This window comes from Streptomyces sp. NPDC048590, assembly GCF_043199535.1.
Taxonomy (GTDB): domain Bacteria; phylum Actinomycetota; class Actinomycetes; order Streptomycetales; family Streptomycetaceae; genus Streptomyces.
On sequence record NZ_JBICWC010000008.1, the window covers coordinates 359,004 to 376,414 of the forward strand.

Annotated in this window: 14 protein-coding genes and 1 pseudogene; 7 read left to right on the forward strand and 8 right to left on the reverse strand. The window is 70.4% G+C overall.

What is annotated here, in order from left to right; translation table 11 throughout:
- Positions 1-155 precede the first annotated feature (155 nt).
- The 3 genes and pseudogenes from ACGFNN_RS24535 (at position 156) to ACGFNN_RS24545 (ending at position 2,642) form a co-directional block, all read left to right on the forward strand.
- Complete coding sequence (locus ACGFNN_RS24535) at positions 156-1,148, forward strand: LacI family DNA-binding transcriptional regulator (protein ID WP_393558951.1); 993 nt, start codon at positions 156-158, stop codon at positions 1,146-1,148.
- A gap of 243 nt (positions 1,149-1,391) precedes the next feature.
- Positions 1,392-1,871: pseudogene (locus ACGFNN_RS24540) on the forward strand (RICIN domain-containing protein); the annotation flags it as partial.
- Entirely contained in the window at positions 1,845-2,642 is a 798-nt protein-coding gene (locus ACGFNN_RS24545) for a pectate lyase (RefSeq protein WP_393559115.1), read from the forward strand. The pseudogene ACGFNN_RS24540 and the gene ACGFNN_RS24545, both read left to right, overlap by 27 nt.
- Before the next feature lie 107 nt (positions 2,643-2,749).
- Here the strand turns inward: ACGFNN_RS24545 and ACGFNN_RS24550 are convergent, their stop codons facing one another.
- Positions 2,750-4,390, reverse strand: a complete 1,641-nt coding sequence (locus ACGFNN_RS24550) for an ABC-F family ATP-binding cassette domain-containing protein (RefSeq protein ID WP_393558953.1) — start codon at positions 4,388-4,390, stop codon at positions 2,750-2,752.
- 104 nt (positions 4,391-4,494) lie between these two features.
- Here ACGFNN_RS24550 and ACGFNN_RS24555 point away from each other — a divergent pair, with 104 nt between their 5' ends.
- Positions 4,495-5,418, forward strand: coding sequence for an FAD-dependent oxidoreductase (locus ACGFNN_RS24555; RefSeq protein ID WP_393558955.1), 924 nt, complete (start codon positions 4,495-4,497; stop codon positions 5,416-5,418).
- A gap of 13 nt (positions 5,419-5,431) precedes the next feature.
- Here the strand turns inward: ACGFNN_RS24555 and ACGFNN_RS24560 are convergent, their stop codons facing one another.
- Complete coding sequence (locus ACGFNN_RS24560; protein ID WP_393558956.1) at positions 5,432-7,168, reverse strand: BCCT family transporter; 1,737 nt, start codon at positions 7,166-7,168, stop codon at positions 5,432-5,434.
- 261 nt (positions 7,169-7,429) lie between these two features.
- On the opposite strand from ACGFNN_RS24560, the gene ACGFNN_RS24565 reads away from it, so the two are divergent.
- Positions 7,430-8,482 carry a LacI family DNA-binding transcriptional regulator gene (locus tag ACGFNN_RS24565; RefSeq protein WP_393558958.1) on the forward strand — a complete coding sequence of 351 codons (1,053 nt, stop codon included), beginning with the start codon at positions 7,430-7,432 and terminating at the stop codon, positions 8,480-8,482.
- On the opposite strand, the gene ACGFNN_RS24570 is transcribed toward ACGFNN_RS24565, so the two are convergent.
- Positions 8,445-9,338, reverse strand: a complete 894-nt coding sequence (locus tag ACGFNN_RS24570) for an oxygenase MpaB family protein (RefSeq protein WP_393559117.1) — start codon at positions 9,336-9,338, stop codon at positions 8,445-8,447. The genes ACGFNN_RS24565 and ACGFNN_RS24570 overlap by 38 nt on opposite strands.
- Before the next feature lie 295 nt (positions 9,339-9,633).
- Between ACGFNN_RS24570 and ACGFNN_RS24575 the strand changes: the two genes are divergently transcribed.
- A complete protein-coding gene (locus tag ACGFNN_RS24575; protein WP_393558960.1) occupies positions 9,634-10,512 on the forward strand; it encodes an oxygenase MpaB family protein in 879 nt (292 codons plus the stop codon).
- Between the two features lie 63 nt (positions 10,513-10,575).
- On the opposite strand, the gene ACGFNN_RS24580 is transcribed toward ACGFNN_RS24575, so the two are convergent.
- Together ACGFNN_RS24580 and ACGFNN_RS24585 are read right to left on the reverse strand one after the other, a co-directional pair.
- Positions 10,576-11,208 carry a TetR/AcrR family transcriptional regulator gene (locus tag ACGFNN_RS24580; protein ID WP_393558962.1) on the reverse strand — a complete coding sequence of 211 codons (633 nt, stop codon included), beginning with the start codon at positions 11,206-11,208 and terminating at the stop codon, positions 10,576-10,578.
- Between the two features lie 112 nt (positions 11,209-11,320).
- Positions 11,321-11,797: a macro domain-containing protein gene (locus ACGFNN_RS24585; protein WP_393558964.1), complete on the reverse strand. Its 477-nt coding sequence runs from the start codon at positions 11,795-11,797 to the stop codon at positions 11,321-11,323.
- Positions 11,798-12,053: 256 nt separating this feature from the next.
- Here ACGFNN_RS24585 and ACGFNN_RS24590 point away from each other — a divergent pair, with 256 nt between their 5' ends.
- Positions 12,054-12,794 carry a MerR family transcriptional regulator gene (locus tag ACGFNN_RS24590; protein ID WP_362550135.1) on the forward strand — a complete coding sequence of 247 codons (741 nt, stop codon included), beginning with the start codon at positions 12,054-12,056 and terminating at the stop codon, positions 12,792-12,794.
- Between the two features lie 21 nt (positions 12,795-12,815).
- Here ACGFNN_RS24590 and ACGFNN_RS24595 read toward each other — a convergent pair whose 3' ends face one another.
- From ACGFNN_RS24595 to ACGFNN_RS24605, 3 genes are read right to left on the reverse strand one after another with little or no spacing between them, the layout of a single operon-like run.
- Entirely contained in the window at positions 12,816-14,987 is a 2,172-nt protein-coding gene (locus ACGFNN_RS24595) for a 3-hydroxyacyl-CoA dehydrogenase NAD-binding domain-containing protein (RefSeq protein ID WP_393558966.1), read from the reverse strand.
- A 30-nt stretch (positions 14,988-15,017) separates the two neighbouring features.
- Entirely contained in the window at positions 15,018-16,232 is a 1,215-nt protein-coding gene (locus ACGFNN_RS24600) for an acetyl-CoA C-acetyltransferase (protein ID WP_362671657.1), read from the reverse strand.
- A 36-nt stretch (positions 16,233-16,268) separates the two neighbouring features.
- Positions 16,269-17,411 (reverse strand): acyl-CoA dehydrogenase family protein, encoded by a 1,143-nt coding sequence (locus ACGFNN_RS24605; protein ID WP_393558968.1) that lies wholly within the window; start codon positions 17,409-17,411, stop codon positions 16,269-16,271.

A 17,411-nucleotide genomic window follows, 5' to 3' on the forward strand; every position in this document is an offset into this window, starting at 1 on the left:
CGCCACGGCCTGTTGAGGCATCCTCACCCGTGCAACCGGTTGCACCATGAGCGTCACCGACGGGCCCACTCGTATGCGGGGCGGACCGGCGGGGGTACGTTCGGGGGCAGGCGGCGGCGAAGCCGCAGGGGCGGGCAAGGGGATCGACCGTGGCGATGACCATCCGTGATGTCGCGCAGGCCGCGGGAGTTCACGTCTCCACCGTCTCGCGGGCGTTCTCCGCCTCCCATCTCGTCAAACAGGAGACCCGGGAACGTGTCCTGGCCGTCGCCGCGGAGCTGGGGTACCAGCCCAACGAGACGGCGCGGGCGCTGACCACGGGCCGCACCCGGAATCTCGGGCTGATCGTCTCGGACATCGCCAACCCCTTCTTCCCGCCGCTCATCAAGGCGGCGCAGGCGTACGCCCGCGTCCGCGGGTACCAAGTCTTCGTCGCGGACACGGACGAGGACGTCCGGAGGGAGGAGGAGGCGATCCAGACCCTGGCCCGCCAGGTCGACGGCGTGGTTCTGGTCAGCCCCCGGCTGGCCAACGACGTCATCGCGGCGCTGGGCGGTCACCCGCCCTTCGTGCTGGTGAACCGTCAGGTCACGGGGCTGTCCGCCGTCCTGATGGACGTGGGTCACGGCGCCGCGCTCGCGGTCGAGCATCTGGTGGCGCTGGGCCATGCCCGTCTGGCCCTGGTCGGTGGTCCGCGCGGATCGTGGACCAGCGCGGAGATGCGACGTGCCGCGGGCAGAGCGGCCGCGAACCACGGGATCCGGCTGGACGTACTGAGCCCCAACGCGCCGACGGAGCAGGGCGGGATCGCGGCGACAGAGGCCGTGCTGAGGACGGGCGCCACCGCGGTGATCGCCTACAACGACCTGGTCGCCATCGGCCTCGTCGAAGGCCTGGACGACCGGGGCGTACGGGTGCCGGGCGACATCAGCGTGGTCGGGGTGGACGACACCGTGGCCGGACGGCTGAACCGCCCGCGGCTGACCACGGTCGCCATGCCGACCGCCCCCGCCGGCCGGACGGCGGTCGATCTGCTGCTCCAGATGGTGGAGTCGACGGCGGACAGGCCGGCCACGGCGCAGACGACGCTGACCACCTCACTGGTCGTCAGGGACTCCACCGCGCCCCCCGGCCGGCCCGCCAACTGAGCGTCCACACCGCCTTATTGACCGCGGGAACCAGGTGTCGTACCGTCACCGCTGTTCGCATACACGAACACGGTTCAGCATAAGGAATCTTGCTTCCGAAGCGGGAACCAGCCTTCACCACCGCACCAACCACTGACAGGTGCCTGCGGAGGACGCCGCAGGCGGTGAAAGGACCAGCTAGTGCGCACCGAGAATCAGCACGTCAGGAGACGGGGCGGCCGTGCGGCCGCCACCTTCGTCGCCGTGGTCTCGCTCCTGGCAGCGGGCCTCACGGCTCTCTTCGCAACCGGTTCGGCCTCGGCAGCCCCGGCCGCCGGCTCGTACAGCCTGAAGAACGCCGCCAGCGGTCTGTGTCTGGGTGTCCCGGGCTCCAGCACCTCCGCCGGGACCCAGCTCGCACAGAGCGCCTGCAACGGCGCCGCCAACCAGACCTGGAAGCTCGCCGCTTCGGGCAGCGGCTACACCCTGGCCGCGGCGCACAGCGCCAAGTGCGCGGGCGTCAAGGACTCCTCCACCAGCGCGGGGAAGGCGGTGGAGCAGCAGAACTGCGGCGGCGGCGCCACCCAGGTGTGGACCCTGACCTCGGTCAGCGGCAGCACCTACCGCGTCGTCAACAGCAACGGCGGCAAGTGCCTGAACGTGAAGGACAGCTCGACCGCCTCGGGCGCCCTGGTTCAGCAGAACTCGTGCGACTCGGTGAGCAGCAAGAGCTGGACCTTCACCGCCTCGGGTACCACCCCGACGGACCCGCCCACCGACCCGACGGACCCCCCGACCGACCCCACCGACCCGCCCTCCGACCGTCCGGCATGGCCGACGGCCAACGGCAGCCAGGCCGTCTCCTCGACCATCAAGGTCTCGGGGACGTACGACGGTGGCATGAAGCGGCTGTACGGCAGTGGTGACCTCGGCAGCGGCGGTCAGGACGAGGACCAGCCCGCACTGATCGAGCTGGCGGACGGCGCCACACTCCAGAACGTCATCCTCGGCGCCCCGGCGGCCGACGGCGTGCACTGCTCGGGCGCCTGCACGATCAAGAACGTCTGGTGGGAGGACGTGGGCGAGGACGCCGCGACCTTCCGCGGCAGCTCCTCCTCGACGGTCCGGACGGTGGACGGCGGCGGCGCGCGCCTCGCGGAGGACAAGGTCCTCCAGCACAACGGCGCCGGGACGCTGATCGTCAAGAACTTCCAGGTCGACGACTTCGGCAAGCTGGTCCGCTCCTGCGGCAACTGCTCCACGCAGTACGGCCGGCACATCCAGCTCCAGAACATCTGGGCCACCACCCCCGGTGACTCGCTGGTCGGCATCAACACCAACTACGGCGACACCGCACGGTTCTCCGACATCACCATCTACGACGACGCCGGCCGCGACCTGGACGTCTGCGTCAAATACAAGGGAACGACGAGCGGCGAGCCGAGCAAGATCGGCTCGGGCGCCGACGGCACGAACTGCATCTACTCCTCGTCCGACATCACCTACGTCGACTGAGGCACGCCCCCGCGCGCGAAGCCTGCCCGTCCCGGTCTCCGGGGCGGGCAGGTCCGCGTACGGGGAACCGCAGCGGGTCCCCGCCCGTGCGGCGGGGACCCTTCGCGTCAGCCGGCTTCGGTGACCTTGCCGTCGGACACCTCGACGCGGCGGGTCGTACGGACCGCTTCCAGCATCCGCCGGTCGTGCGTGACCAGGAGGAGCGTGCCGGTGTACGCCTCCAGGGCGGATTCGAGCTGCTCGATCGCCGGGAGGTCCAGGTGGTTGGTCGGCTCGTCCAGGACGAGCAGGTTGACGCCCCTGCCCTGGAGGAGGGCGAGCCCCGCCCGGGTGCGCTCGCCGGGCGAGAGGGTGGTGGCGGGGCGCAGTACATGAGCGGCACGCAGACCGAACTTGGCGAGCAGGGTGCGCACCTCGGCGGGCTCGGTGTCGGGGACGGCGGCGCAGAAGGCGTCCAGCAGGCTCTCCGTGCCGTGGAACAGCTGGCGCGCCTGGTCGACCTCGCCCACCACGACGCCCGAACCGAGCGAGGCGTGGCCGGCGTCGAGCGGCAGTCTGCCGAGGAGCGCGGCCAGCAGGGTGGACTTGCCGGCCCCGTTGGCGCCGGTGATGGCGACGCGGTCCGCCCAGTCGATCTGCAGGCTGGCGGGGCCGAAGGAGAAGCCTTCCCGCAGGACCTCGGCGTCGCGGAGCGTGGCGACGACGGAGCCGGAGCGCGGCGCCGAGGCGATCTCCATCCTCAGCTCCCACTCCTTGCGGGGCTCCTCGACGACGTCAAGGCGTTCGATCATGCGCTGGGTCTGCCTGGCTTTGGCCGCCTGCTTCTCGCTCGACTCGCTGCGGAACTTGCGTCCGATCTTGTCGCTGTCGGTGGCCTTGCGACGGGCGTTCTTGACGCCCTTGTCCATCCAGCTCCGCTGTGTCTGGGCACGGCTCTCCAGCGCGGAGCGCTTGTCCGCGTACTCCTCGTACTCCTCCCGGGCGTGCGCGCGGGCGCGCTCGCGCTCCTCCAGGTACGAGGCGTAGCCGCCGCCGTAGAGGTTGATCTGCTGCTGGGCGAGGTCGAGCTCGAGGACCTTGGTGACCGTACGCATCAGGAACTCGCGGTCGTGGCTCACGACGACGGTGCCGGCGCGCAGTCCGGAGACGAAACGCTCGAGTCGTTCCAGCCCGTCGAGGTCGAGGTCGTTGGTGGGCTCGTCGAGCAGGAACACGTCGTAGCGGGAGAGAAGGAGGGAGGCGAGGCCGGCGCGGGCCGCCTGTCCTCCGGAGAGGGCCGTCATCGGCTGGTCGAGGCCGATGGTCAGTCCGAGGTCGGTGGCGACCTCCTCCGCGCGTTCGTCGAGGTCGGCTCCGCCGAGGGAGAGCCAGCGCTCCAGTGCCTCGGAGTACGCGTCGTCCGCGCCGGGGGCCTGGTCGACGAGGGCCTGGGTCGCGACGTCCATCGCGGTCTGGGCCTCGGCGACCCCGGTGCGGCGGGCGAGGAACTCCCGCACGGACTCGCCGGGCCTGCGCTCGGGCTCCTGCGGGAGGTGTCCGACGTTGGCGGTGGGCGGGGAGAGGCGCAGCTCGCCCTCCTCCGGCCGGTCGATCCCCGCGAGCAGGCGGAGCAGCGAGGACTTTCCGGCGCCGTTGGCTCCGACGAGACCGATCACGTCACCGGGCGCGACCACTAGGTCGAGTCCCGCGAAGAGAGTGCGGTCGCCGTGTCCGGCGGCGAGGTCCTTGGCGACGAGAGTGGCAGTCATCAGGGTGCCGATCCTAGCGACTCCCCGCCGCCGCACCGCGCGTGGACCCCGGGTGCGATCATGGCCCGTCCCGGCAGGGAACCATACGGAAGCGAGGGTGCGCGGTGACCGATGTGATCGTGGTGGGTGGCGGAGTCAGCGGGCTGACCACGGCCCTGCTGCTGGCCGAGCGCGGACTCCGGGTGCGGGTCTGGTCCCGCGACCCGGCGGGGGCGACGACCTCGGCGGTGGCCGGTGCCCTCTGGTGGCCCTACCGGATCGAGCCGGAGCCACTGGTCGGTGACTGGGCCCTGGAGACGCTCGGGGTGTACGAGGAGCTGTCCGCCGATCCGGGCTCGACCGGTGTCCGCATGGTCGCCGGGGTGCACGGCGGGGAGCGCCTGGCCGCCCTCGGCCCGTGGGCCGCACGTCTGACGGGCGCGCGCGAGGAGGCCGACGGCCTGCGGGTGACGCTTCCGCTGATCGACATGCCGGCCCATCTCCGCTGGCTGGAGGACCGGGTCACCACCGCCGGTGGTGTGGTGGAGCGCCGGGCGGTGAGTGGTTTCGCCCAGGCGGCGGCCCAGGCGCCCGTGGTGGTCAACTGCGCCGGCCTCGGCGCGCGTGAGCTGGTCCCGGACGCCGGGGTGCGGCCGGTCCGTGGCCAGCTCGTGCTGGTGGAGAACCCTGGGATCGAGGAGTGGTTCACCCGGGCCGATCCGGCGTCGAGCGCGACGACCTACTTCTTCCCCCAGCCGTACGGTCTGGTCCTCGGGGGTACTGCGGAGGCGGACGACCCTCGCACCGAGCCCGATCCGCGCACGGCGCGGGAGATCGTGGCGCGCTGCGCCGAGGTGCGGCCCGAGATCGCCGGTGCCCGGGTCATCGGTCACCGCGTGGGTCTGCGTCCGTCGCGGGACGCGGGAGTGCGCATCGAGGCCGAGGAGTTGCCGGGCGGCGCGCTGCTGGTGCACAACTACGGCCACGGCGGAGCCGGGGTGACGGTGGCACGGGGCTGTGCGCGGGCCGCGGCCCAGCTGGTGGGCTGAGCCGCGGGCCCCGTCATGCCCGGTCGTCCTTGTGGCGTTCGTCGGTGGTGACCTCCGCCGTGCCGGGACCGATCCTGATCTCGAAGTCCCCGTCGTACTTGGCGTGCCCTTCGATGACCGCGGACTCGACGGCCTCGACACCGAACTCCCTGCGGACGATCATCGGGTCGTGGCGGAGGTCCCTCATCAGGGAGACGCACATGCCGATCATGACGATGGTGAAGGGCGCGGCGACGAGGATCGTCAGGTTCTGCAGACCCGCGAGCGCGTCTCCCTGGCCGTTCCCGATGAGCAGCATGATCGCCGCCACGGCACCGGTGACGACACCCCAGAAGATCACGACCCACTTGGCGGGTTCGAGGACACCCTTCTGCGAGAGGGTGCCCATGACGATGGACGCGGCATCGGCACCCGAGACGAAGAAGATCCCGACCAGGACCATGACCAGGATGCTCATCACCGTGGCGATCGGGAACTGCTGCAGTACGCCGAAGAGCTGCGCCTCCGGGGTGTCGCCGACGTTCTTGAGCTCGCCCGCCTCCTCCAGCCGGATCGCCGATCCGCCGAAGACCGCGAACCAGATCAGGCTGACGGTGCTGGGGACCAGGATCACACCGCCGACGAACTGACGGATCGTGCGGCCCCGGCTGATCCTGGCGATGAACATGCCGACGAAGGGCGTCCACGAGATCCACCAGGCCCAGTAGAAGACCGTCCAGCTCGCGAGCCAGTCGGCCACGGCCCCCTCACCGGTGGCCTCGGTGCGGCCGGCGAGCTGGGCGAGGTCGCCGAAGTAGGCGGCGATGGACGTGGGCAGCAGGTCGAGCACGATGATGGTCGGGCCCGCGATGAAGACGAAGATCACCAGGATCAGGGCGAGCACCATGTTGATGTTGGACAGCCACTGGATGCCCTTCTCGACGCCGGAGACGGCGGAGGCGACGAAGCACACCGTCAGCGCGGCGATGATCGCGACCAGCAGGCCGGTTCCCGTCTTCTCCATCCAGTTGAGCTCCTGGAAGCCGCTGCCGATCTGCAGGGCGCCGAGTCCGAGCGAGGCGGCCGAACCGAACAGGGTCGCGAAGATGGCGAGGATGTCGATGATCCGGCCGGCGGTGCCGTGGGCGTGCTTCTCACCGATGAGCGGCACGAAGACGGAGCTGATCGTCTGCCTGCGGTGCCGCCGGTAGGCGCTGTACGCGATCGCGAGCCCCACGACCGCGTAGATCGCCCAGGGGTGCAGCGTCCAGTGGAAGAGGGTGGTGGCCATCGCCGTCTGCATCGCCTCGGCGGCGTCCTCGGGACGGGTACCCGGCGGAGGGTCGACGAAGTGGGCCAGCGGCTCGCTCACCCCGTAGAACATCAAACCGATGCCCATACCGGCGCTGAACATCATCGCGACCCAGGAGACCGTACGGAATTCGGGCTCCTCCCCCTCCTGACCGAGCGAGATGTTGCCGTACCGGCTGATGGCCAGCCAGAGGGCGAACACCACGAAGCCGGATGCCGCCAGCATGAAGGCCCAGCCACCGTTGTGGATGAGGCCGTTGAGCAGCGTGCTGGAGACGCTCTCCAGTGAGTCGGTGGCCGTCGCCCCCCAGACCACGAAGGCGACGGTGAGCACCGCCGTGACGCCGAAGACCACCCGGTCGGTCGTGGGCCGCCGACCGTGCTGCGGCTGGGCGGGTAGATCGGCGGTGACGGGGAGATAGTCCCCCCGCCCACCGGTTCCCTGCTCGTCGTGTGACACAGATGGCACCTTTCACGCAGTGCGAGATTTCGCTCTCCGTAGGCAGTACCACACGGAGTGTGCGTACAGCGGGACCAACAAGCCTATCCGCTATGTCCGCATATGCGGCTTCATGACATCGACAGGGGTGATCGCCTGCCCGACCGTACGGACGGGGCGGCTAGGCTGACCGCGTTGGCGCCGAACCTGCCGGTTCACAGGCGCAGAGCCAGCCGGTTCCAGCCGTTCCCCGACGGGGTGCACGTGTACGAGGAGCGACCCTTGCCCGACCGGAACACCGATCCCACGCGCGAGACGCGGCCCACCCTGGAGGCCGTGGCGGCCCGTGCCGGGGTGTCGAGGGCGACGGCCTCGCGCGTCGTCAACGGCGGGGCCGGCGTACGGCAGCCCCTGGTGGATCAGGTGCGCCAGGCCGTCGAGGAGCTCGGCTACATCCCCAACCACGCCGCGCGGACGCTGGTCACCCGGCGCAACGGCGCGGTCGCCGTGATCATCGACGAGCCCGAGTTCCGGATCTTCTCCGATCCGTTCTTCTCCCGCCAGATCCGGGGCATCAGCCGAGCGCTCAACGCCCACGACGCACAGCTGGTACTGCTCCTCGTCGAGGGCAGCGGGGACTTCGACCGGGTCACCCGCTATCTGGCCGGCGGTCACGTGGACGGTGTACTGGCCTTCTCCCTGCACACCGACGACCAACTGCCCGCGATCATTCGGCGGTTCAGGGTTCCGACCGTCTACGGCGGCCGCCCCGAACGCCCGTCGGAGGGCGGTGAGGGCGACACCGGCGTGCCCTTCGTGGACTGCGACAACCGGGGCGGGGCCCGTACGGCGGTGGAGCATCTGGTCGCGCTGGGCCGCCAGCGCATCGCGCACATCGCGGGCCCCCGCGACCAGACGTCGGCCCTCGACCGGATCGACGGTTACCACGACGTCCGGCCCGACGCCGGGCCGGAGATGGTCGCCGAAGGGGACTTCACCGTCGAGGGCGGGGCCCGTGCCATGGCCAGCCTGCTGGACACGTGCCCCGGGCTGGACGCGGTCTTCGTGGCCAACGACATGATGGCCTCGGGCGCTCTGCGGGTGCTGCGCGAGCGAGGTGTTCGGGTGCCCGAGGACGTGGCGGTCGTCGGCTTCGACGACATGGCGTCCGTGGCGGAGGCCACCGAGCCGCCTCTGACGACGATACGTCAGGACGTGGAGGGCATGGGACGGCTGATGGTGAGCCTGCTCATGGAGCGGCTCAACAGCGACGCGGGGGCCTGGCCCGATTCCGTGGTCACCCCGACGGCGCTGATCCGCCGGGCCTCGGCCTGAGCCCGGCGCCCGCACGCCACTCGGCCCGTGCCTTCCGGGCGAGGGGAAGGTAGCGCAATCGCTCGGGCAGCAGCGGCACCGTCCGTCGCACCACTGCCCCGAACCGTCGCAGCCGCCGCTCCTGGCGCGGGGTCCAGCCGAGCCCGATGGCCGCTCGGGCGTCCGGGGGCATCAGTCCGATCGTGATGAAGCGCCGGAACCGGGCCAGCGGTGGGAGCAGTACCGGCCACAGGCACCGCACGAGCACCCGCACGGGAAGCGGTCCCCGGTCGGGCGGCGGTACCGGCGCGTCGACGTCCACCAGCTCGCGTACGACGGCGGTGGCCTCGACCTCCTCGGCGAGCATCCCGCGGTAGTACGGCCAGAACTCCTCGATCGTCGGCGGCATGTCCCTGTCGCGGATCCCCAGGACGCGGCCCACCTGGAGCCACTCGCGGTACAGGGCCCGCTCCTGGGCCCCGGTGAGCGGGCGGACCAGGTAGCGCGAGGCGTGCTGGTAGACGGGGAAGCCCGTGGCGTGCACCCAGGCGTAGTTCGCGGGCGTCAGGGCGTGGTAGCGGCGGCCGCGGGTGTCGGTCCCCTGGATGGTGCGGTGCAGTTGCCTGAGCCGGCGCCCCTCGTCGGCTGCGGCCTCGCCCCCGTACACCCAGAGCTGGAGTGAGCGCAGGGAGCGTTCGCCACGTCCCCACGGGTCCGTGCGGAAGACCGAGTGGTCGTCGACCCCGGCGCCGACGGCCGGGTGCGCCACCTGGAGGGTGAGGGCGGCGGGCAGCATCAGCAGCCCCCTGATGTCGCCGGCGAGGCTCCAGAGGACACCGCCCGGCGGGGGCGGGGTGGGCTCGTCCGTGCTGGTCATGCGGTGCCCCCAGAGGTAGGCCGTCTCTTCCGGCTCCTGGCCGTACGCCTTCCAGTATGCGATCACCGCCGCCCACGGGGTGACGGCGGACAGGCGTGGGCGATGCACCGGGTGCGCGCGGCCCGGTCGTCGCGGCCCGCGCGTCCGCGGTGTTGACGCACCCTGTGAAACACATCAATAGTATTTGTAACTTTGACTCTCCGGGCGGGAACCGCCTCAGGCCCCACGAGGGAACCGGGTGGAGCCTCACGCTCCACCGCGCCCGGGATCTCCCCTCCCGAGGAGGCCACCCGCCATGGGCCGTTACAGCCGACTGCGCGAGATCCGCCGGATGGACCCCACCCGTGACTGCGCCGAGATACTCAGGCTGATGTCCCGGTACGAGTTCCCGTGGGACTACCGGCAGGGAATCGGCGTCGCCTTCCTGAGGGACTACGGCGTTCCCAGGATCTCCGTACTGCTCGACCGGACCCAGGAGTTCGAGCGCAACGGTCAGAAGCGCTACGACGACACCGTCCTGTTCGGGTACGAGATGGCGGCCGACGGCTTCGACTCCGAGCGTGCCCGCGCCGCCGCACGCCACCTCAACCGGATCCACGGCAGGTACCGCATCCCGAACGAGGACTACCTCTATGTGCTGGCCACCACCGTGGTGGGCCCCAAGCGCTGGATCGACCGCTTCGGGTGGCGGCCCCTGTGCGCCCAGGAGAGGCAGGCTCTCGCCGAGGCGGGGCGGCGGATGGCCTCCATGATGGGCATCGAGGGGGTGCCGGGTACGTACGAGGAGTTCGAGGAGCTGCTCGACGCCTACGAGGAGCGGATGTTCGCCTACGACCCGGCGAACCGCCGTGTGGCCAACGCGACCTTCAGGATCATGACCGCCTGGTACCCGGCGCCCCTGCGTCCGCTGGTGGCGAGGTTCTCCCTCGCGCTGCTGGACGAACCGCTGCTGCGCGCGCTGGGTTTCCCCGCACAGCCCCGATGGGTGCGCACCACGGCCGAACGGGCGTTACGGGCCAGGTCGTCGTTGGTGCGCCTGCTGCCCGCCCGGCCCGGCCGGCTGCCGTCACGCCTGCGGGCACGCAGCTATCCCTTCGGATACCGGCTGGACGACCTCGGTCCGCACTGGGCGCACAGCCGGCCGCTGGAGCCCCTGCCGACGGAGACGCGGTGAGGTCCCCGGCCCGGTGGGCTTCACCGGTGTACCCGTCGCGGTCCTCACCGTCGGCGGGGACGGTCACGCGGAGCTGATCAACGGCACCAGATAGCGGCGGGCGAACTCCCCGGCCCGTTCGTCGTCGTCCAGCTCGAAGCAGCTCTCCGGGTTGAGCAGGAAGGAGACGGTGATCCGCACCATCAGCTCGGCCACCGGTGCCGGATCCGTCTCCGGCCCGCCCTCGGCGCGGCGGGCTTCGCGGAGCCGGTCCGCCAGGTACTCGCGCATGGCGAGCAGCGCGGGACCGCTCTCCAGCGTGAGGAAGGGGAGCATGACCTCCGGCTCCAGCCTCAGCAGTCCCCCCACCAGAGGGTGCTCGCGGATGTGCCTGAGGACGGTGACGAATCCGGCGACGATCCGGTCCTCCACCGTGGGCAGGGCGGCAACCGCCGCGTCCACCTCGACGACGAACCGACGATACTCCCGCAACAGGCAGGCGGCGATCAGGCTGTCCTTGTTGCCGATCCGGCGGTACACCGTGACCCGGGAGACCTTGGCACGCCTGGCCACGTCGTCGACGGTCGAGCGGCGAAGGCCGAAGGTCATGAACTGCTCGCGCGCGGCGTCCAGGATCTGCTCCGTCAGCGCGTCGGACGGCTGTGCGTCGCCGAACGCTCCGGACAGCAGCGTCCGGTCGGTTCCCGGTGCCGCCATGGACCCCTCCCAGTTCGATGGAGCCACTCAACCACACCGCGCACGGGCGCCGGTGCCGCCCGGAGAGCGTTCCCGCAGGCGACGGGAGCGGGCGTGAGCGGCTGCCCCCGGTTCACCCGTGGTCGTACACCGTCACCTCGACGCCCTGTGCCACGAGCCGTTCGGTGACGAGGGGCTCGACCTTCGCCCAGGTGCCGCCCGCGAGCCCGCAGCCGATCCTCGGCATATGGGTCGAGGCATCCAGTTCGCCTGCCCGTTCCGCCACCTTCCGGAGTCCGTCGTCGATGGCTGCGTAGCGCACCGGCACCCCCTTGCTCCCTGTACGCATCCCCCGCTGGCCCACCATGTTCGCCACCCACACATACCGCTCGACCTGGACGAACTGCACGGCGCCCAGGGCGAAGTCGTTTCCCGCGCGCTCCCGGTGCCACCTACGGTAGGCGGCCTCGGGCTCGGGCCAGCGGCGGGAGACCGCCAGCACGAAGCCCTTGCCCCAGCCACCGAGGTCGTTGCAGACATGCACGATGATCTTGACGCCCTCGCCCTGCGGCGCCGTGGCGTCCCCCCGCACATACGTGATCCCCGACATGGGCCAACCGTACGGCCGGCCACCGACAACGGGCCCGCTCACGGGAGCCGCCGTGTGGACGCGGGCGCGTACGCCGCGTCGAGGAGGCCGGGGTGCCGTCGCATCGGCGCCACCCGGGCACTTTCACAACAATGGTGAGACAGCAATACTGTTCCACCTGACCGAGGCACGGCACACGGGCGGACGGTCCTGGGAAGAGCACGGAGCAGGCGATCGCCGGTACGACCGGCGGTCACCCCGGCAACGAGGAGTGGACATGGCGACCGGGACGGATGATCCGGCACTGACGGTCGACGAACTGGCGGCACGTGCGGGAGTCACCGTACGCACCGTGCGCTTCTACAGCACCAGGGGGTTGCTGCCGCCCCCGGTCATCGGCCCCCGGCGGGTGGGGCGTTACGGGCACGACCACCTGTCGCGGCTCGCCCTCATCGAGGAACTCCAGCACCAGGGCATGACGCTGGCAGCCATCGAGCGCTACCTCCAGCAGCTGCCGCCCGACCTGAGTGCACAGGATCTGGCGATCCACCGCGCCCTGGTGGCCTCATGGGCGCCGGACTCGGCGGAGGGGATGGAGCGGGCGGAACTGGAGCGCCGGGCGGGAAGGCCTCTCAGCGAGCAGGACGTGGACCGGCTGGCCGCGATGGGCGTGCTGGAGCGTCCCGGGACACCCGGCGACCCCTTCCAGGTGGACCCCGGTCTGCTCCGGCTCGGGGTGGAGCTCCTGGAGGTGCCGATCGCGCACGAGACGATCCTGGCGGCGCGCACGGTCCTGCTGGAACACACCCGCTCCGCCGCGCACGAACTGACCCGGCTGTTCCGGGACGAGGTGTGGGGTCCCTACCGGGAGAGGGAGTCGGACCCCGAACACGTGAAGGCGATGAAGTCGCTCTCGGTCCACATGCAGCCGATGGTGCTCCAGGCTCTGCTGACCGCCTTCCAGCGCTCGTTGAAGGAGGAGCTGCGGGCCGCGTTCACCAGGGACGAGGAGCGGTGAACACGGCCCGCGGTACTGCCGTCAGTCGTGGAAGGTCTCGCCCTTCTCGGCCTTCTCCAGCAGGAGGGCGGACGGCTTGAAGCGGTCCCCGTAGCGCTCCGCGAGCTGCTGGGCGCGTGCCACGAAACCGGGCAGTCCGCCCTCGTAGCCGTTGATGTACTGGAGCACTCCCCCGGTCCAGGCGGGGAAGCCGATGCCCATGATGGAGCCGATGTTGGCGTCGGCGACGGTCGTGAGGACGTTCTCCTCCAGGCAGCGGACGCTGTCCAGCGCCTCGGAGAAGAGCATCCGCTCCTTCATGTCCTCGAACGGGATCTCGGTCCCCGGCTCGGTGAAGTGCTCACGCAGACCCGGCCACAGCGAGCCCCGGGACCCGTCCTCGCCGTACTCGTAGAACCCCGCGCCACCGCTGCGACCGGGCCGCCCGAACTCGTCGACCATCCGGTCGATCACCGCGTCCGCCGGGTGCGTGACCCAGGTTCCTCCGGCCTCCTCGACCGCGCGACGGGTCTCGTTGCGAATCTTGCGCGGCAGGGTGAGGGTCAGCTCGTCCATGAGGGAGAGCACCTTCGCCGGGTAGCCGGCCTGTGCCGCCGCCTGCTCGACCGACGCGGGCTCGACGCCCTCGCCGACCATGGCGACGCCCTCGTTGATGAAGTGGCCGATGACACGCGAGGTGAAGAAGCCACGGGAGTCGTTGACGACGATCGGGGTCTTCTTGATCCTGCGCACCAGGTCGAACGCGCGGGCGAGCGCCTCGTCGCCGGTCTTCTCACCCTTGATGATCTCGACGAGTGGCATCTTGTCCACGGGTGAGAAGAAGTGCAGCCCGATGAAGTCCACCGGCCGCTCGACGCCCTCGGCCAGCACGGTGATGGGGAGCGTGGAGGTGTTGGAGCAGAGCAGGGCGTCGGGCTCGACGACGCCCTGGATCTCCTGGAAGACCTTGTGCTTGAGGGCGGTGTCCTCGAAGACCGCCTCGATCACGGCGTCGCAGCCCGCGAGGTCGGCCGGGTCGCCGGTCGGGGTGATGCGGGCCAGCAGTTCGTCCCGCTTCGCCTCGGTGATGCGTCCCCGGGAGAGCGCCTTGGCGAGGAGCTTCTCGCTGTAGGCCTTGCCCTTGGCCGCGGCCTCGGTGGAGACGTCCTTCAGTACGACGTCGATACCGGCGCGGGCGCAGGAGTAGGCGATGCCGGCCCCCATCATCCCGGCGCCGAGCACGGCGACCTTGCGGACCGGGCGTTCCTCGATGCCCTCGGGGCGGCTGGCGCCGGAGTTGACGGCCTGGAGATCGAAGAAGAACGCCTGGATCATGTTCTTCGCGACCTGGCCGGTGACCAGCTCGGTGAAGTACCGCGCCTCGATGGTCTGGGCGGTCTCGAAGTCGACCTGGGACCCCTCGACCGCCGCGGCCATGATGTTGCGGGGCGCGGGCATGGGCGCGCCCGCGAGCTGCTTCTTCAGGTTGGCCGGGAAGGCGGGCAGGTTGGCCGCGAACTTCGGGTTGGACGGGGTGCCGCCGGGGATCCGGTAGCCCTTGACGTCCCAGGGCTGCTGGGACTCGGGATGGGCGTCGATGAAGGCGCGGGCCTTGTCGAGCATCTCCTCGCGGGACGCGGCGACCTCATGGATCAGCCCGTTCTCCAGCGCCCGGCCGGGTGTGTACTGGGTCCCCTGGAGGAGGACCTTGAGCAGCGCGTCGGCGATACCCATCAGCCGTACGGTGCGGGTGACTCCGCCTCCTGCGGGGAGCAGGCCGAGGGTCACCTCGGGCAGGCCGATCCGGGTCGCCGGGTTGTCCAGGGCGACGCGGTGGTGGGCGGCCAGCGCGATCTCGTAGCCGCCGCCGAGTGCGGCGCCGTTGATGGCCGCGACGACGGGCTTGCCGAGGGTCTCGATGCGGCGGAGCGACCGCTTGATGGAGGTTCCGGCGTCGAAGGCGGCCTGGGCGTTGTCCGGACCGATCCGGATCATGTCCTTGAGGTCGCCGCCGGCGAAGAAGGTCTTCTTGGCGGAGGTGTAGATGATGCCGCGGATGGAGTCCTTCTCGGCCTCCGCGCGGTCGGCGACGGCCGCGATGGAGTCGCGGAAGGCCTGGTTCATGGTGTTGGCGGACTGGTTGGGGTCGTCCAGTACGAGGGTGACGACGCCGGTCTCGTCCTGTTCCCAGCGGATGGTCGTGCTCTCGGTCATTCGTGTATCTCCGTGTGAGAGGGGGAACGGTCAGAGACGCTCGATGACGGTGGCGACGCCCATGCCGCCTCCGACGCAGAGGGTGGCGAGGCCGTAGCGCTTGTCCTGGCGTTCCAGTTCGTCGACGAGGGTGCCGAGGATCATCGCGCCGGTCGCGCCGAGCGGGTGGCCGAGCGCGATGGCGCCGCCGTTGACGTTGACCTTGTCGAGGGAGATGCCCATGTCCTTGACGAAGCGCAGGACGACGCCGGCGAAGGCCTCGTTGATCTCGACGAGGTCGATGTCGTCGATGGTGAGCCCGGCCTTGGCCAGTGCCTTGCGGGTGGCGGGGGCCGGCCCGGTGAGCATGATGGTCGGCTCGGATCCGGAGACGGCGGCCGAGACGATGCGGGCGCGCGGCGTGAGGCCGTATCGCTCGCCGGTCGCCTTGGAACCGATGGCGACCAGGGCGGCCCCGTCGACGATCCCGGAGGAGTTGCCCGCGTGGTGGACGTGGTCGATCTTCTCGACCCAGTGGTACTTCTGGAGGGCCACGGCGTCGAAGCCGCCCATCTCGCCGATCGCGGCGAACGAGGGCTTGAGGGCGGCCAGGGAGTCGGCGGTGGTGCCGGGGCGCATGTGCTCGTCGTGGTCGAGGACGAGCAGGCCGTTGCGGTCCCTGACCGGGACGACGGACCGTGAGAAGCGCTCCTCCTTCCAGGCGACGGCGGCCCGCTCCTGGGAGAGGGCGGCGTACTCGTCGACGTCGCGCCGTGAGAAGCCCTCGATGGTGGCGATGAGGTCGGCGCCGATGCCCTGGGGCGCGAAACCGGTCTCGAAGCTGGTCATCGGGTCCATGGCCCAGGCACCGCCGTCGGAGCCCATCGGCACACGGGACATCGACTCGACGCCTCCGGCGAGGACGAGGTCCTCCCAGCCCGAACGTACCTTCGCGGCGGCGAGGTTGACCGCTTCGAGGCCGGAGGCGCAGAAGCGGTTCTCCTGCACACCGGCCACGGTGTCGGGAAGTCCGGCGGCGATGGCGGCGATACGGGCGATGTCGGAGCCCTGGTCGCCGAGCGGGCTGACCACGCCGAGCACGATGTCGTCGATGGCCGCAGGGTCGAGGCCGGGGAAGCGGTCGCGGATCTCGTGGATGAGACCGACGACGAGGTCGATCGGCTTGGTGCCGTGCAGGGCGCCGTTGGCCTTGCCGCGGCCGCGCGGGGTGCGGATCGCGTCGTAGACGAATGCTTCGGTACTCAAGGCAGCTGCCTTTCGGGGTCGGTGCTGGGCGGGAGGTCAGGCGAGCAGCGAGCGGCCGATGATCTCCTTCATGATCTCGGTCGTTCCGCCGTAGATGGTCTGGATACGGCCGTCGGTGAAGGCCTTCGCGACCCTGTACTCGGTCATGTAGCCGTAGCCGCCGTGAAGTTGGAGGCATCGGTCGGCGACGCGCTTCTGCAGTTCGGTGGCCCACCACTTGGCCATGGAGGCGTGGACGGCGTCGAGGGTGCCCTCGGAGTGGTCGACGATGCAGCGGTCGAGGAAGGTCCGGGTGACGGCGCACTCGGTGGCCATCTCCGCGATCTCGAAGCGGATGTGCTGGAGCTTGGAGAGCGGGCGTCCGAAGGCCTCACGCTCCTTGACATACGTGGTGGTGATCTCGAGGAGGTGTTCGGCCGCGGCGATCCCGGCGACCGCTATGCCCATGCGTTCCTGGGCCAGGTTGGTCATCAGGTGGATGAAGGCGCCGTCGAGTTCCCCGAGGAGATTCTCCTTGGGCACACGCACGTCGTTGAAGAAGAGCTCGGCGGTGTCCTGGGACTTCTGCCCGATCTTGTCGAGGTTGCGTCCCCGCTCGAAGCCTTCGGCGCCACGCTCGACGACGAGCAGCGAGAGTCCCTTCGCGCCGCCTTCGGGTGAGGTCTTCGCCACGACGATCACGAGGTCGGCGAGGATGCCGTTGGAGATGAAGGTCTTCGAGCCGTTCAGGAGCCAGTGGTCGCCCTTGTCCTCCGCGGAGGTGCGGATGCCCTGGAGGTCGGAGCCGGCTCCGGGTTCCGTCATGGCGATGGCGGTGATGATCTCCCCGCCGCAGAACCCCGGCAGCCAGCGGCGCTTCTGCTCCTCGGTGCCCAGACCGGTGAGGTAGGGGCCGATGATGTCGTTGTGCAGGCCGAGCGCCAGGCCTGACACCCCGGCCCGGGTGAACTCCTCCGCGAGTACCGCGCTGTATCGGAAGTCGGGGTTGCCTCCGCCGCCGTACTCCTCGGGTACGGCGAGACCGAGCAGTCCCTGCCGGCCGGCCGCGCGCCAGGCCTCGCGGGAGACGATGCCGTCCTTCTCCCACTGCTCGTAGTGCGGGAGGACCTCCTTGGCCAGGAAGGTGCGGACGGTCTCTCGGAACGCGTCGTGCTCGTCGGTGAAGATCTGCCGCTGCAC